We start from the raw sequence: 16651 nt of genomic DNA on the forward strand, positions 1-16651 counted from the left end.
TGCGGAGGTGGGACGACGAAATCGAATTCTAACAAATTACCGATTTCTGTCCCACTCTCTTTTCTAATCCTTTTCGAATAAAGTAGAAAAGGAGAGTTTATGTTTTTAGCTAGAGATAAAAAAGGTCATTTAATAAACGCGTTAGAGAATGAAGTAAAGAAACAAGCTTATTATTGTCCAGATTGCGGAACGAGTGTTCGCTTGAAAAACGGAAAAAATGTAAGAACTCATTTTGCGCATGAAAGTTTAAAAAGTTGTGATTTTTATCATGAGAATGAAGGACCAGAACATTTAGAGAATAAGGTTGCACTTTTTAATTGGGCTAAGAAAGATGCTGAAGTAGAAATGGAATATCCGATTCCTGAACTTAAGCAAATCGCAGATATCCTCATCAATAAGCAATTAGCTATTGAGGTTCAATGCAGTCACTTGTCTTCTAAACTGTTGCAGGAGAGAAGTAATGGTTATAGAGATTCTGGAATTCAAGTTCTTTGGCTACTGGGAGAAAAGCTCTGGTTGAAAGAGCGCCTGACTAAACTTCAGAGAGATTTTCTTTATTTCAGTAATAATATGGGATTTCATCTTTGGGAATTAGACCATAAAAAACAAGTTTTGAGACTCAAGTACCTACTCCATCAAAATTTGAAAGGGAAACTCCACTATCAGGTCAAGGAATTTTCTTATGGCAAAGGGAATCTTCTTGAAATCTTACGGAGTCCTTATCAGCAACAAGCCCTTATCACTTTTTCAGTTGAGCAGGACAGGAAGATTTGTCAATACATTCAAAAACAACTCTATTATCAAAATCCCTATTGGATGAAGCAACAAGCCCAAGCTTACTTAAGAGGAGAGAATTTATTAAATTTGAAGCTTCAGGACTGGTATCCCCAAGTAAGGCCGATAGAAAATGGTCATTTTTGTCAAATAAATCAAAATCTAAATGATTATTTTCGTAACTTTCAGGCCTATTATGAACGGAATCCTCAAGAAAAGCAACAAAAGCTCTATCCACCTGCCTTTTATCAGCAATATTTCTCGAAAAATATGGTAAAATAGAAAGGATGGAGGAAATTTATGGTATTACAACGAAATGAAATCAATGAAAAAGATACATGGGATCTATCAACAATCTTTGAAACAGACCAAAAATGGGAAGAAGAACTAGCTCTTTTGACCGAAGAGACAAAACAAGCAGCTAGTCTTGAGGGGCACCTCTTGGACAGTGCAGAAAGCCTTCTTAACATTACAGAGTGTTATCTGGACTTGAGTCGTCGTCTTGAAAAACTCTATGTCTACGCACATATGAAAAACGACCAAGATACACGAGTTGCTAAATATCAAGAATACTATGCAAAAGCAATGACTCTTTATAGTCAACTCGACCAGGTATTCTCTTTCTATGAGCCAGAATTTATGGCAATTACTGAAGAGCAGTATCAAAACTTTTTAGCAGAAGAACCAAAACTCCAGCCTTATAAACACTTCTTTGATAAACTCTTACAAAATAAGGATCATGTCCTTTCACAACGTGAAGAAGAGTTGTTGGCGGGTGCTGGTGAAATCTTTGGTGCTGCTAGTGAAACCTTTGCTATCTTAGATAATGCAGATATCGTCTTTCCATTTGTTAAAGATGAAGATGGAAACGAGGTACAGTTGTCACACGGCGTTTATATGCGCTTGGTAGAATCTAAAAATCGTGAGGTTCGTCGTGGAGCTTATGAAGCCCTATACTCTACCTATGAGCAATACCAGCACACTTACGCTAAAACACTACAGACCAATGTCAAAGTGCAAAACTATCGCGCTAAGGTTCGTAACTATAAGAGTGCGCGTGAAGCAGCTCTTGCGATCAATTTTGTACCTGAAAGTGTTTATGACAACTTAGTGTCTGCTGTTCGTAAGCATTTGCCGTTATTGCATCGTTATCTAAATCTACGTTCGAAGATTTTAGGTATTCCTGACCTCAAGATGTACGATGTCTATACACCATTGTCTTCAGTGGAATACAGCTTTACTTATGAGGAAGCCTTAAAGAAAGCAGAAGAAGCTTTGGCAGTTCTTGGTGAAGATTACTTGAGTCGTGTGAAACGTGCCTTCAGCGAACGTTGGATTGATGTTTATGAGAATCAAGGGAAGCGATCAGGTGCCTACTCTGGTGGATCATATGATACCAACGCCTTTATGCTTCTTAACTGGCAGGATAACCTCGATAATCTCTTTACTCTTGTACATGAGACAGGTCACAGTATGCATTCTAGCTATACACGTGAAACTCAGCCTTACGTTTACGGAGATTACTCAATTTTCCTAGCTGAGATTGCTTCAACAACCAATGAAAACATCCTGACAGAAAAATTATTGCAAGAAGTTCAAGATGATGCAACACGCTTTGCCATTCTCAACAACTTCTTGGATGGTTTCCGTGGAACAGTATTCCGCCAAACTCAATTTGCAGAATTTGAACATGCCATCCACCAAGCAGATCAAAACGGTGAAGTCTTAACAAGCGAGTTCCTAAACAAACTCTATGCAGACTTGAACCAAGAATACTATGGTTTGAGCAAAGAAGATAATCCACAAATCCAGTACGAGTGGGCTCGAATTCCTCATTTCTACTATAACTACTATGTGTATCAATATTCAACAGGATTCGCAGCAGCTTCAGCCTTGGCTGAAAAGATTGTTCATGGTAGCCAAGATGATCGTGACCGTTATATTGAATACCTCAAGGCAGGTAAGTCAGATTATCCACTTAATATCATGCGAAAAGCTGGTGTTGACATGGAAAAAGAAGACTATCTCAATGATGCCTTTGCTGTCTTTGAACGACGTTTGGACGAGTTTGAAGCCCTAGTTGACAAATTAGGACTGGCATAAGATGGTTGAGTCATACAGTAAAAATGCCAATCATAACATGCGGCGTCCTGTTGTAAAGGAAGAAATTGTTGAATTCATGCGCCACAGACAAAAGCAGGTAACGGGTTCTCTGAAAGAACTAGAAAGCTTTGCTCGCAAGGAAAATATTCCAATTATCCCTCATGAAACGGTCGCTTATTTTCGTTTCCTTATGGAAACAATACAACCAAAAAATATTTTAGAAATTGGGACGGCGATTGGCTTTTCGGCACTTTTGATGGCTCAACATACCCCAAATGCAAAAATTACAACCATAGACAGAAATCCTGAAATGATTGGTTTTGCCAAGGAAAATTTTGCAAAATTTGATAGTCGTAAACAAATTACCCTCTTAGAAGGCGATGCGGTAGACGTTTTGTCAATATTGACAGAGACCTATGATTTTGTTTTTATGGATTCTGCTAAGTCCAAATACATCATCTTTCTACCAGAAATACTCAAACACCTTGAGGTTGGTGGAGTAGTTGTCTTGGATGATATTTTCCAAGGTGGAGATATTGCTAAGGATATTATGGAAGTCCGACGTGGACAACGGACGATTTATCGGGGCTTGCAACGACTCTTTGATGCGACTTTGGACAATCCAGGATTAACCGCTACTTTGGTTCCTCTTGGAGATGGAATATTGATGCTAAGAAAGAATCAAGCAGAAGTAGAACTGCCTGATGTTGATTAGTTTCAGATATTTTTAAGACAATTTAGTAAAATAGATAAGGTAAACATTTATCTAGTGATAAAAAGGAGTAAACATGAAGAAAAAATTATTGGCTGGTGCCATCACTTTGTTATCAGTAGCTACTTTGGCTGCTTGTTCAAATGGCTCTCAAGGAGCTGACCTCATTACTATGAAGGGTGATGTCATCACTGAGCACCAATTTTATGAAGAAGTGAAAAACAACCCAACTGCTCAACAAGTATTACTTAACATGACTATTCAAAAAGTTTTTGAAAAACAATATGGATCTGAAGTAAGTGATAAAGAAGTTGAAGAAGCTGTAGCAGAAGAACAGAAGAAATATGGTGATAGCTATCAAATCGTTCTTTCTCGTGCTGGTATGACAGCTGAAAGTCGTAAAGCTCAAATTCGTACAAGTAAATTAGTTGAATACGCTGTTAAGAAAGCGGCAGAAGCCGAATTAACAGATGAAAACTACAAGAAAGCATATGAAGAGTACACACCAGATGTTACTGCTCAAGTTATTAAACTTGACAGTGAGGATAAGGCTAAAGAAGTACTAGCTAAAGCAAAAGAATCTGGAGCTGACTTTGCCCAATTGGCTAAGGATAATTCAACAGACGAAAAAACAAAAGCAAATGGTGGAGAAATCACCTTTGACTCTGCATCAACAGAATTACCAGACGTTGTTAAAAAAGCAGCTTTTGCACTTAATGTTGATGGAATCTCAGATGTGATTACAGCTCCAGGTACACAAGCTTATTCAAACAGCTTCTATATTGTAAAATTAATTAAGAAAACAGAAAAATCTTCTAACTGGGAAGATTATAAAGAAAAATTGAAGACAGTTATCCTGACTCAAAAACAAAATGATGCTACTTTCGTTCAAGGTGTCATTAGTAAAGAGTTGCAGGCAGCAAATATCAAGGTCAAAGACCCAGCCTTCCAAAATGTCTTTACTCAGTACATCCAAAGTGATACAACAACTGAAACGACAACTACATCAGCAGCAACTGAAACGACAACAACATCTTCAAACTAAAGATGAAAACTCTATCTTTCTACTCTTGAAAGGTAGAGTTTTTTGAAGCTTTCTTAACTAAAAGTTGAAAATGTAGATAAATGATTTGTGAATTCTCCAAGTACAAATTCTAGGCTTTAACGGATAAGAGTTTTTTTCTAGTTTAAAAAATGGTATAATAGCTTGTAAAACTAGAATGAATAGAAAATTAAAAATTTAGTAGATGGTGAAATATGAAAATTAGTAAAAGGCACCTGTTGAATTATTCCATTTTGGTGCCCTATCTTCTCTTGTCTGTTTTGGGACTGATAGTGGTATATTCGACAACGAGTGCATCCTTGATTCAGGAGGGTAAGAGCGCCTTTCAATTAGTTCGAAATCAGGGCTTATTTTGGATCGTTAGTTTGTTGCTTATTGCAGTAATCTATAAGCTGAAACTTGGTTTTCTTCGAAACGAACGTTTGTTATTTATCGTTATGTTTGCTGAGTTAGTGTTACTAGCTTTAGCTCGTTTGATTGGGATTCCTATCAATGGTGCATATGGTTGGATCAAAGTAGGACCTATTACTGTTCAGCCTGCGGAATACTTGAAAATTATCATCATTTGGTACTTGGCTCAACGTTTTTCAAAACAACAAGAAGAAATTGCCGTTTATGATTTCCAAGTTTTAACTCAAAACCAATGGTTTCCTAGAGCGTTTAACGATTGGCGATTTGTACTTTTAGTCATGATTGGTAGTTTGGCTATTTTCCCTGACCTTGGAAATGCTACAATTCTCTTTTTGGTAGCATTGTTGATGTACTCAATTAGTGGGATAGCTCACCGATGGTTTGCAACTATTCTTGGAATATTGACTAGTTTATCCTTTGTTTCCCTTACAGCCATTAAATTGATTGGTGTCGATAAGGTTTCTAAGGTTCCAGTATTTGGATACGTAGCTAAGCGATTCAGTGCTTTCTTTAATCCATTTGATGACGTCGCTGGAGCTGGACACCAATTAGCTAATTCTTATTATGCAATGGTTAATGGTGGATGGTTTGGCTTAGGATTAGGAAACTCCATCGAGAAGCGTGGCTATCTACCTGAGGCGCACACGGACTTCGTTTTCTCTATTGTGATTGAAGAGTTTGGGTTTGTCGGTGCAAGTCTTATCTTAGCTCTATTATTCTTTTTAATCCTCCGTATTATCTTGGTGGGTGTTCGTGCAAAAGATCCATTCAACTCAATGGTAGCAATCGGTATTGGTGGAATGATTTTAATTCAGGTATTCGTTAATATCGGAGGGATTTCAGGATTGATCCCTTCAACAGGTGTAACCTTCCCATTCCTTTCACAAGGGGGGAATAGCCTCCTGGTTCTATCAGTAGCTATCGCCTTTGTGTTAAATATTGATGCTAGCGAAAAACGAGCAAAACTCTATAGTGAATACGAATCACAGCTTTAAGAAAAAGTGATAAGGAGAAGAATATGTCTCTTCAAAAACTAGAAAATAATAGGAACAAAACTGTCGTACAGGAAGAAGTTCAAATCTTGACAGATTTACTTGAAGATATTACGAAAAATATGCTTCCTTCTGAGACCTTTGACAAGATTATTCAGTTGAAGGAGTTGTCATCAAAATTAGACTATCAAGGTCTTGATAAAGTAGTTACAAGCCTTACTAATGATGAAATGGTCTATATCTCTAGATATTTCTCTATCTTGCCACTTTTGATTAACATTTCTGAAGACGTTGACCTGGCATACGAGATTAACCATCTAAACAATATCGACCAAGATTATCTTGGTAAATTGTCAACAACTATTAAAATGGTAGCTGAAAAGGAAAATGCTGCTGAGATTCTTGAACGTCTAAATGTGGTGCCAGTTTTGACAGCCCACCCAACGCAGGTTCAACGTAAGAGTATGTTGGACCTGACCAATCATATTCATACCTTGTTACGTAAATATCGTGATGTGAAAATGGGTCTGATTAATAAAGAAAAATGGTACAATGATCTTCGCCGTTATATTGAGATTATCATGCAGACGGATATGATTCGAGAGAAAAAACTAAAAGTAACGAATGAAATCACAAACGTGATGGAGTACTACAATAGTTCCTTTCTTCAAGCTGTACCAAACTTGATGTTAGAATACAAGCGTCTTGCAAGAGAGCAAGGTATTGACCTAAAACAAGCCAAACCAATTACTATGGGAATGTGGATTGGTGGAGACCGAGATGGGAACCCATTTGTAACTGCTGAAACACTCATGCGCTCTGCTACCATTCAAAGTGAAGTAATCTTAAACTACTATATTAGTAAGATTTCAAGTCTCTACCGTACTTTCTCTCTATCTACCAATTTATCTAAGACAAGCAAGGCTGTTGAAGAAATGGCAGCTCAATCTCGTGATACATCTGTTTTCCGTGAGAAAGAACCTTATCGTCGGGCCTTCCATTTGATTCAATCAAAATTGATTCAAACTCTTTTAAATTTGAAAGAGTGGGCTCTTATTGGGTCATCGGCAGATGAACGTCATCATATAGAACGACTCTTTGGTTCTCAAGGATATCAACAAGATGTGGTTACTGACTATATTAGTAATCGTCTCTCAGGAGCCGTTCAAGAATTGGCTGAAGATCGTCCTCCTTACTACGAAACAGTTGAAGAATTTAAACAAGACCTAGCTATCATTAAAGATTCATTACTTGAGAATAAGGCAGAAGCCTTGCTTACTGGAGAATTTGCTGAGCTTTTGGAAGCAGTAGAAGTCTTTGGTTTCTTCTTGGCTTCTATCGATATGCGTCAAGATTCTAGTGTGCATGAAGCCTGTGTTGCCGAATTATTAGCATCTGCTGGAATTAATGATCACTATAGTGATTTATCAGAAGATGAAAAATGTGAGTTGCTTCTACATGAATTGTTAGAGGACCCTCGAATCTTGTCTGCGACTCATGCTGAGAAGTCTGAACTTCTTGAGAAAGAATTAGCTATTTTCAAAACGGCCCGTGAATTAAAAGATCGTTTGGGAGAAGATGTCATTCGTCAAACGATTATCTCTCATGCAACTAGCGTGTCTGATATGCTAGAATTGGCCATTATGCTGAAAGAAGTAGGGCTTGTTGATAATGAAAAAGCACGTGTCCAAATCGTTCCACTCTTTGAGACGATTGAGGACTTGGACCATTCTGAAGAAACAATGAGAAAGTATTTCTCTCTACCCCTTGCTAAGAAGTGGATTGCTTCTAAAAACAACTACCAAGAAATTATGCTTGGTTACTCTGATAGTAACAAGGATGGCGGTTACCTCTCATCTTGTTGGACTCTATACAAAGCTCAACAACAATTAACCGCTATCGGTGATGAATTTGGAGTCAAAGTAACCTTCTTCCACGGTCGTGGTGGTACTGTTGGTCGTGGTGGTGGCCCTACTTATGACGCCATTGCTTCTCAACCACTCAAATCAATTAAGGACCGTATTCGATTAACTGAACAAGGTGAAGTTATCGGAAATAAATACGGAAACAAGGATGCAGCCTACTATAACTTAGAAATGTTGGTATCAGCGGCTATCAACCGTATGATTACACAGAAGAAGAGTGATACTAATACATCAAATCGCTATGAGGCGATTATGGACCAAGTAGTCAGTCGTAGCTATGATATCTACCGTGAACTAGTATTTGGAAATGAGCTTTTCTATGATTATTTCTTTGAATCTAGTCCAATCAAAGCCATTTCAAGTTTCAATATCGGTTCTCGTCCCGCAGCCCGTAAAACGATTACTGAAATCGGTGGTTTACGTGCTATTCCTTGGGTATTCTCATGGTCACAAAGTCGTGTCATGTTCCCAGGTTGGTATGGTGTTGGTTCAAGCTTCAAGGAATTTATTGATCAAGATCCAAAAAATATTGAATACCTTCGTGACATGTATCAAAATTGGCCATTCTTCCAGTCACTCCTATCTAACGTTGATATGGTCTTGTCAAAATCAAATATGAATATTGCTTTTGAATATGCTAAACTTTGTGAAAGTGAAGAAGTACAAGCAATCTACTATACTATTTTGGATGAATGGCAATTGACCAAGAACGTTATCTTAGCTATCGAAGGCTATGATGAACTTTTGGCAGAAAATACTTACTTGAAAGACAGTCTAAACTATCGTATGCCTTATTTCAACATTCTGAACTATATCCAGTTGGAGTTGATTAAGCGTCAACGTCGTGGTGAGCTTTCTTTAGATGAGGAAAGATTGATTCATACGACCATTAATGGAATTGCTACAGGATTACGTAATTCAGGTTAATACAGGCAAGATTTTCCAAAAACCGTAGGAATTTTCATAATTTTTTAAAATAATTCATGAAAATCCTTGACAAGTTTTAGTAAAATGATATAATTTAAGCATTCAGAAAGTAATCATCGAATTTTTTTAGCGAGTCTGTGGTTGGTGGAAACAGATAGAAGAAGATGATGAAATTGGGCTGGATGTTATTAAGAATTTGAAATCATAAGAATTCGGTGAGCACACCTTATAGTGCAACTCGTGAAGCGAGTAAGAGAGATAGGACTAGTTCCTATAATTGAGGTGGCACCGCGCATCGACGTCCTCACACAAGTTTTTTGTGTGAGGACTTTTTCTATGGGGAGGAAAAAATGATGGAAATCAAACGATGGCGACGCTTGGTAAAGTTATATTGAAAGTGTAATGAACATTACTAAGTTTAAGTGAAATAAGGAGAAATAGATATGAATAAACGTTTAATTGGTATTATTGCAGCACTAGCACTTGTAGTTGGAGGAAGCTTGGTCTACTCTAACTTAACGAAACAAGATGCTAAAACCGAGACAGCTAACAAAACTGCTAAAGTTGGTGTTCTACAGTTCGTCAGTCACCCATCGCTTGACTTGATTTACCAAGGTATCCAAGATGGACTTGCTGAAGAAGGCTATAAAGGCGACCAAGTTAAAATAGACTTTATGAACTCAGAAGGTGACCAAAGTAAGGTTGCGACAATGAGTAAACAATTGGTAGCAAACGGAAACGATGTCGTTGTCGGAATTGCAACACCTGCAGCTCAAGGTCTAGCAAGTGCAACAAAAGACCTTCCTATTATCATGGCAGCTATTACAGACCCAGTTGGAGCTAACCTTGTACAAAACTTGGAAAAACCAGGTGGAAACATCACAGGGGTATCCGACCATAACCCTGCTGAACAACAGGTTGAATTGATTAAAACATTGACTCCTGATGTCAAGATAGTTGGAGCTCTTTACTCAAGTAGCGAAGATAACTCAAAATCACAAGTCGAAGAGTTCAAAGCTTACGCAGAAAAAGCTGGTTTGAAAGTAGAAACATTCGCAGTTCCATCAACTAACGAAATTGCTTCAACAGTTAATGTTATGACTGGGAAAGTTGATGCTATTTGGGTTCCAATTGACAACACAATCGCATCTGCGTTCTCAACTGTAGTATCAAGCAACCAAACAGCTAAAAAACCAATCTACCCAAGTGCGACTGCCATGGTAGAAGCAGGTGGTTTGGCATCAGTCGTTGTGGACCAACACGATCTTGGTGTTGCTACCGGTAAGATGATTGCCAAAGTCTTGAAGGGTGAAAAACCTGCAGATACACCAGTTAATGTCTTCTCAACTGGTAAATCAGTTATCAACAAAAAAGTGGCTCAAGAACTTGGAATTACTATTCCCGAATCAGTTCTAAAAGAAGCTGGTCAAGTGATTGAATAATAATAAAGGAGGAGTTGGAGACATCTCCTCCAATTTTTAAAAGAAGGAAATGAATGTAACATGATAGTATCGATTATCTCTCAAGGATTCGTCTGGGCTATTCTGGGTTTGGGAATCTTTATGACTTTTCGAATCCTCAACTTTCCAGATATGACAACCGAGGGTTCCTTCCCACTTGGAGGAGCGGTAGCAGTAACTCTAATTACACAAGGTGTTAATCCTTTTCTTGCTACCTTAGTAGCTGTTGGAGCAGGTTGTCTTGCAGGTTTAGCGACTGGTTTACTCTATACTAAAGGTAAAATTCCAACTCTCTTGTCAGGAATTCTAGTCATGACTTCCTGTCATTCTATCATGCTCATGATAATGGGACGTGCCAATCTTGGACTTTTGGGAACTAAACAAATCCAGGACGTTCTTCCATTCTCATCTGAGGTTAATCAATTGTTTACAGGTTTGATTTTTGTGACTTTGGTTATTTTAGTGATGCTTTTCTTCCTAGATACTAAACTTGGACAAGCTTATATTGCTACTGGTGATAATCCGGATATGGCTCGTAGTTTTGGTATCAATACGGGACGTATGGAGTTGATGGGCTTGGTCTTGTCAAATGGTGTGATCGCACTTGCTGGCGCTCTTATTGCTCAACAAGAAGGCTATGCAGATGTTTCTCGTGGTATCGGGGTTATCGTGGTTGGTCTTGCAAGCTTAATTATCGGTGAAGTACTCTTTAAGAGTCTTACATTAGCAGAACGCTTGGTTACTATTGTCGTTGGTTCTATTAGCTACCAATTCTTGGTATGGGGAGTCATTGCTCTTGGCTTTAATACTAGCTACCTCCGTCTATACAGTGCTCTTATCCTAGCAACTTGTCTAGTTATTCCAACCCTTAAGGATAAATACTTGAAAGGAGTCAAGATAAGCAAATGACAGCAATTGTAGAATTGAAAAATGCCACAAAAATTGTGAAAAATGGCTTTGACGAGGAAAAAATTATCCTAAACGATGTTTCTCTGGATATATACGAACATGACTTCATCACAATCCTGGGTGGAAATGGTGCAGGGAAATCAACTCTCTTTAATAGCATTGCAGGAACTTTGCCCCTGACTAGTGGGACTATCCGTATTATGGGAGAGGATGTGACTCATTTCAGCCCTGAAAAACGTGCCAAGTACCTTTCTCGTGTCTTCCAGGATCCCAAGATGGGAACTGCCCCTCGTATGACGGTTGCAGAAAATCTCTTGATTGCTAAGTTTCGTGGTGAAAAACGTGGTCTATTTCCAAGAAGACTATCAGCTTACAAAGAAGAATTTCAAGCAACCATTGAGAAAGTCGGAAATGGTCTAGAAAAACACTTGGATACACCGATTGAATTCTTGTCAGGTGGACAAAGACAGGCCTTGAGCCTCTTGATGGCAACTTTGAAACGTCCTGAACTACTTTTGTTAGATGAACATACAGCTGCCCTTGATCCTAAAACAAGTGTTGCCTTGATGGAATTGACAAATGACTTTGTCAATAAGGACCATCTGACTGCTCTGATGATTACCCACCATATGGAAGATGCTCTCAAGTATGGAAATCGTCTCATTGTTATGAAGGAAGGACGAATCATCCAAGATTTAAGCAAGGATGAAAAAGCCAAGATGAAGATTTCAGATTACTATCAGTTGTTTGAATAAGATTTCTCATTTACAAAAAACTTAGAGATAAAATTTTATCTCTAAGTTTTTTTTGAAGCAAATAGAGATTTTTTTATTTATATATTTTTTTCAATTTTAAGTAAATGTGTAATTTCCTAAAATTTTACTTTCGAAAATGCCTATTTTCTATGAAATAGAAGCATGTAAAAGGTATGAAATGGTTTACTTTTTTTCAGAAATAAGCTATACTATATAAAGTAAACTGTGATAAAATGGAGGTATTGTCTATGGTTGACAAGAGAGTCATCGAAGAAATCAAAAACAATACCAATATTGTCGAAATCATAGGAGAAGTGATTTCTTTACAAAAATCTGGACGGAACTTTTTGGGGCTCTGTCCTTTTCATGGTGAAAAGACCCCTTCCTTTAACGTGGTCGAAGATAAGCAATTTTACCACTGTTTTGGTTGTGGTCGTTCTGGAGACGTCTTTAAGTTTATAGAGGAGTATCAACAAGTAACTTTTTCAGATGCGGTAAGGATTTTAGGTGAGCGTCTGGGGATGCACCTGGAAGCTCCTGTACATAACCCTGTCCCACACACGTCACCCCATCAAAATCTCTACGATATGCATGATAACGCTGCACGCTTTTATCATGCAATCCTCATGACGACTAAAATGGGTGAGGAGGCGAGAAACTATCTCTATAAACGTGGCTTGACTGATGATGTCATTAAACACTTTATGATTGGTCTAGCTCCAGCAGAACGCTCTTATCTTTATCAGCGTTTAGCAGACGATTATAGTGAGAAGGACTTGCTGGATTCAGGTCTATTTTATATATCTGAGAGTAACCAATTTTTTGATACTTTCCATAACCGGATTATATTTCCACTCTCAAACGACCAAGGAAAGGTAATTGCTTTCTCTGGACGGATTTGGCAAGAGACGGATTCTCAAACTGCCAAGTATAAAAATAGTCGAGCGACGGCAATTTTTAACAAGAGTTACGAATTATATCATTTGGATAGGGTAAAAAAAGGTTCTGGTAAAGCTCCTGAAATTTATCTGATGGAAGGCTTTATGGATGTCATTGCAGCCTACCGGGCTGGTATTGAAAATGCAGTAGCTTCCATGGGAACAGCTCTAACTAGTGAACATGTTGAGCATCTCAAACGCTTTACTAAAAAAGTGATTATCACTTATGATGGTGACAAAGCGGGGCAGGCTGCAACTGCCAAAGCCCTAGATGAACTTAGCGATTTGCCTGTGCAGATTGTTCAAATTCCTGATGCTATGGACCCAGATGAATACTTGCAGAAAAATTCTGCAGAAGACCTGGCTTATCTCTTGGCCAATACTCGTATCAGTCCGATTGAGTTTTATATCCATCATTACAAACCTAGTAATAGTGAAAATCTACAAGCACAGATTGATTTTATCGAGAAAATTGCACCTCTTATCGTCAAAGAACCTTCTATCACAGCCCAGAACACCTATATTCATTTACTGACTGATCATTTACCATCTTTTGATTATCAACAAGTTGAGCACATCATCAACGAAAGTCGTGTTAGACAAAGACAAGAAAAAGTGAAACAGGTTGTTAATCCGACACCAATTACTATGTCGGTTTCTAAACAATTGACGGCAGTCATGAGAGCTGAAGCACATATTCTTTATCGTATGATGGAGCACCCCCTTGTGTTGAATGATTATCGTTTGAGAGATGATTTTGTATTTGAAACTCCAGAGTTTCAGACCTTGTATGGACTCTTGATTGATAATGGTTCGATATCTTCTGAAGACTTAGCAAATCAGACTAGAGAAGTGGAAAATGCTTGGTACCAAGTGTTAGCCTTGGATCTACCTTCTGAAATGTCTCCAGAAGAACTAAAAGAAGTGGAAGAGTCTCGTAATCGTGCTCTTTTGAATCAACAAAACTTGCAAATCAAAAAGAAGGTTCAGGAAGCTAGTCATGTAGGTGATACAGAAACTGCTTTAGAAGAGCTTGAACGCTTAATTGCCCAAAAAAGAAGAATGGAGTAAGAATGGCAAAAAAACAAAAAGAAGTAACAACTTTTGATGTCCAAGTCGCTGAGTTTATTCGTAACCATAAGAAAACTGGTACTGCGACAGATGATGAAATTAACAATGTCCTTGTAATCCCTTTTGCTCTTGATGTTGAAGGAATTGAAAATCTGTTGCAACGTATTCAAGATGCTGGTATTGCAATCACTGATAACGAAGGAAATCCAAGTGAACGTGTCTTAAGCACAGAGGAAGAACCAGAACTTAGCGATGAAGACTTAATTGGTTCAACATCTGCCAAAGTGAATGACCCTGTCCGCATGTACTTAAAGGAAATCGGTGTCGTACCTCTTCTTACAAACGAAGAAGAAAAAGTGTTGGCCCTTGCCGTTGAAGCAGGAGATGTAGAAGCGAAACAACGTCTAGCAGAGGCTAACCTTCGTTTGGTAGTCTCTATCGCGAAACGCTATGTTGGACGCGGTATGCAATTCCTTGACTTGATCCAAGAAGGGAATATGGGATTGATGAAAGCCGTTGATAAATTTGACTACTCTAAAGGTTTCAAATTCTCAACTTACGCAACTTGGTGGATTCGTCAGGCTATTACACGTGCCATTGCTGACCAAGCTCGTACCATTCGTATTCCAGTTCACATGGTAGAAACCATCAACAAACTTGTTCGTGAGCAGCGTAACCTTCTTCAAGAGTTGGGACAAGATCCTACTCCTGAACAAATTGCTGAACGTATGGATATGACACCTGATAAGGTTCGTGAGATCTTGAAGATTGCTCAAGAGCCAGTGTCTCTTGAAACACCTATTGGTGAAGAGGACGACAGCCATCTTGGTGACTTTATCGAGGACGAAGTGATTGAAAATCCAGTAGACTACACAACTCGTATCGTCTTGCGTGAGCAGTTGGATGAAGTGCTAGACACCTTGACTGACCGTGAAGAAAATGTATTGCGTCTTCGTTTTGGTCTTGATGATGGAAAGATGCGCACTTTAGAAGATGTTGGTAAAGTCTTCAATGTCACTCGTGAGCGTATCCGTCAAATTGAGGCTAAGGCCTTGAGAAAACTTCGCCAGCCTAGTCGTAGTAAACCACTTCGTGACTTTATCGAAGATTAAAATTGGAGGATTACACATGGCTTATACAGAAGAGCAAATTGAAACTATCAAAACGAAAATCTTATCTGCATTAGAAGAGGTTATCGACCCAGAATTAGGAATCGATATCGTCAACCTAGGTCTGATTTATGAGATTCGATTTGATGGTGATACCGGTGATACTGAGATTGATATGACCTTAACGACTATGGGTTGTCCATTGGCAGACCTCTTGACCGATCAAATTTATGATGCAATGACTGATGTTCTAGAGGTTACCAACGTTGAAGTAAAATTAGTTTGGTATCCAGCTTGGACGGTTGAAAAAATGAGTCGCTATGCACGTATCGCTTTAGGTATTAAATAGAATGATAAAAAAGAGAAATAGTATAAGTGTTAGGAGATTCCCTAGCTTTTATGCTATCTCTCTTTTAATTTGCTGATTTTCTTTCAATAAAATGATATAATGGATAGTATGGAAAAAGAGAAATTACGCATCAATATGCTAAGTTCGAGTGAAAAGGTAGCAGGACAAGGTGTTTCTGGAGCTTACCGTGAACTTGTGCAACTTTTGAAACGTGATGCGAAAGACCAACTAATTGTAACGGAGAATCTTCCTGTAGAAGCTGATGTTACTCATTTTCATACAATCGACCTTCCTTATTATCTGTCAACTTTTCAAAAGAAGCGATCAGGTCGTAGGATTGGTTATGTCCACTTCTTGCCTGACACCTTAGAAGGTAGTTTGAAGATTCCATTCTTCCTAAAAGGGATTGTTAAGCGCTATGTGTTTTCTTTTTATGACCGTATGGAACACTTGGTTGTGGTCAATCCTACTTTTATCGAAGATTTGGTTGCAGCTGGTATTCCTCGTGAAAAGGTGACCTATATCCCTAACTTTGTTAACAAAGAAAAATGGCATCCATTACCATTAGATCAAGTTTCTCAACTGCGTCAAGATATGGGAATAAGTGAGGAACAGTTTGTAGTAGTGGGAGCTGGGCAGGTTCAAAAGCGTAAGGGAATCGATGATTTCATCACTCTTGCGGAGGAACTGCCGGATATCACCTTTATTTGGGCTGGAGGCTTCTCTTTTGGTGGGATTACAGATGGTTATGAACGCTATAAAAAAATCATGGATAATCCTCCGGAAAATCTGATTTTCCCTGGAATTGTTGAGCCAGAACGGATGAGAGAACTGTATGCTTTGGCAGATTTGTTCTTACTTCCTAGTTATAACGAGCTCTTTCCAATGACCATTCTAGAAGCTGCGAGTTGTGAAGCTCCCATTATGCTTCGGGACTTAGATCTTTATAAGGTGATTCTAGAAGGAAATTACAGACCAACCACCGATGTGGAAGATATGAAAGAAGCTATTGTGGAATATCGAGAGCATCCAGAAGCTTTGAAAGAGTTAAAAGAAAAGGCGAAGGCTATTTCTAAAGAATACTCCGAAGAGCATCTTTTAGAAATCTGGCTTAAATTCTATCGGGAGCAAGCAGCTTTAGGAAAAAAATGAG

Annotated in this window: 13 protein-coding genes and 1 other annotated feature; all 13 genes read left to right on the forward strand. The window is 38.4% G+C overall.

Features of this window, described 5'->3' with window-relative positions:
* The first annotated feature begins 99 nt into the window (after positions 1 to 99).
* The 13 genes from AC3E9F_RS02645 to AC3E9F_RS02705 all read left to right on the forward strand — a co-directional run bounded on the left by AC3E9F_RS02645 (position 100) and on the right by AC3E9F_RS02705 (position 16650).
* Positions 100 to 1056, forward strand: coding sequence for a competence protein CoiA (locus AC3E9F_RS02645; protein ID WP_263393695.1), 957 nt, complete (start codon positions 100 to 102; stop codon positions 1054 to 1056).
* An 18-nt stretch (positions 1057 to 1074) separates the two neighbouring features.
* The gene (gene pepF / locus AC3E9F_RS02650) at positions 1075 to 2877 is read left to right on the forward strand and encodes an oligoendopeptidase F (RefSeq protein ID WP_263393694.1); all 1803 of its coding nucleotides are present in this window, start codon (positions 1075 to 1077) and stop codon (positions 2875 to 2877) included.
* A 1-nt stretch (position 2878) separates the two neighbouring features.
* A complete protein-coding gene (locus AC3E9F_RS02655) occupies positions 2879 to 3592 on the forward strand; it encodes an O-methyltransferase (RefSeq protein ID WP_263393693.1) in 714 nt (237 codons plus the stop codon).
* A 73-nt stretch (positions 3593 to 3665) separates the two neighbouring features.
* Positions 3666 to 4634, forward strand: a complete 969-nt coding sequence (prsA, locus tag AC3E9F_RS02660) for a peptidylprolyl isomerase PrsA (RefSeq protein WP_263393692.1) — start codon at positions 3666 to 3668, stop codon at positions 4632 to 4634.
* 212 nt (positions 4635 to 4846) lie between these two features.
* The gene (ftsW, locus tag AC3E9F_RS02665; protein WP_263393691.1) at positions 4847 to 6058 is read left to right on the forward strand and encodes a cell division peptidoglycan polymerase FtsW; all 1212 of its coding nucleotides are present in this window, start codon (positions 4847 to 4849) and stop codon (positions 6056 to 6058) included.
* A 23-nt stretch (positions 6059 to 6081) separates the two neighbouring features.
* Positions 6082 to 8907, forward strand: a complete 2826-nt coding sequence (gene ppc / locus AC3E9F_RS02670; RefSeq protein ID WP_490672776.1) for a phosphoenolpyruvate carboxylase — start codon at positions 6082 to 6084, stop codon at positions 8905 to 8907.
* A 94-nt stretch (positions 8908 to 9001) separates the two neighbouring features.
* Positions 9002 to 9216 (forward strand) — a binding site (T-box leader).
* Between the two features lie 134 nt (positions 9217 to 9350).
* On the forward strand, positions 9351 to 10349 hold the full coding sequence (trpX, locus tag AC3E9F_RS02675; protein ID WP_263393689.1) for a tryptophan ABC transporter substrate-binding protein: 999 nt from the start codon (positions 9351 to 9353) through the stop codon (positions 10347 to 10349).
* A gap of 60 nt (positions 10350 to 10409) precedes the next feature.
* Positions 10410 to 11276 (forward strand): ABC transporter permease, encoded by an 867-nt coding sequence (locus tag AC3E9F_RS02680; protein WP_263393688.1) that lies wholly within the window; start codon positions 10410 to 10412, stop codon positions 11274 to 11276.
* Positions 11273 to 12031: an ABC transporter ATP-binding protein gene (locus AC3E9F_RS02685; protein WP_263393687.1), complete on the forward strand. Its 759-nt coding sequence runs from the start codon at positions 11273 to 11275 to the stop codon at positions 12029 to 12031. The genes AC3E9F_RS02680 and AC3E9F_RS02685 overlap by 4 nt, the downstream gene beginning before the upstream one ends.
* Positions 12032 to 12279: 248 nt before the next feature.
* The gene (gene dnaG / locus AC3E9F_RS02690; RefSeq protein ID WP_263393686.1) at positions 12280 to 14040 is read left to right on the forward strand and encodes a DNA primase; all 1761 of its coding nucleotides are present in this window, start codon (positions 12280 to 12282) and stop codon (positions 14038 to 14040) included.
* Positions 14041 to 14042: 2 nt separating this feature from the next.
* Positions 14043 to 15152 (forward strand): RNA polymerase sigma factor RpoD, encoded by a 1110-nt coding sequence (gene rpoD / locus AC3E9F_RS02695; protein WP_490672777.1) that lies wholly within the window; start codon positions 14043 to 14045, stop codon positions 15150 to 15152.
* Between the two features lie 16 nt (positions 15153 to 15168).
* Positions 15169 to 15498 (forward strand): metal-sulfur cluster assembly factor, encoded by a 330-nt coding sequence (locus tag AC3E9F_RS02700; protein ID WP_263393685.1) that lies wholly within the window; start codon positions 15169 to 15171, stop codon positions 15496 to 15498.
* A gap of 108 nt (positions 15499 to 15606) precedes the next feature.
* Positions 15607 to 16650 carry a glycosyltransferase family 4 protein gene (locus tag AC3E9F_RS02705; RefSeq protein ID WP_490672778.1) on the forward strand — a complete coding sequence of 348 codons (1044 nt, stop codon included), beginning with the start codon at positions 15607 to 15609 and terminating at the stop codon, positions 16648 to 16650.
* The last annotated feature ends 1 nt before the right edge of the window (position 16651 follow it).

Source organism: Streptococcus sp. SCPM-O-B-15277 (M60), from assembly GCF_058200335.1.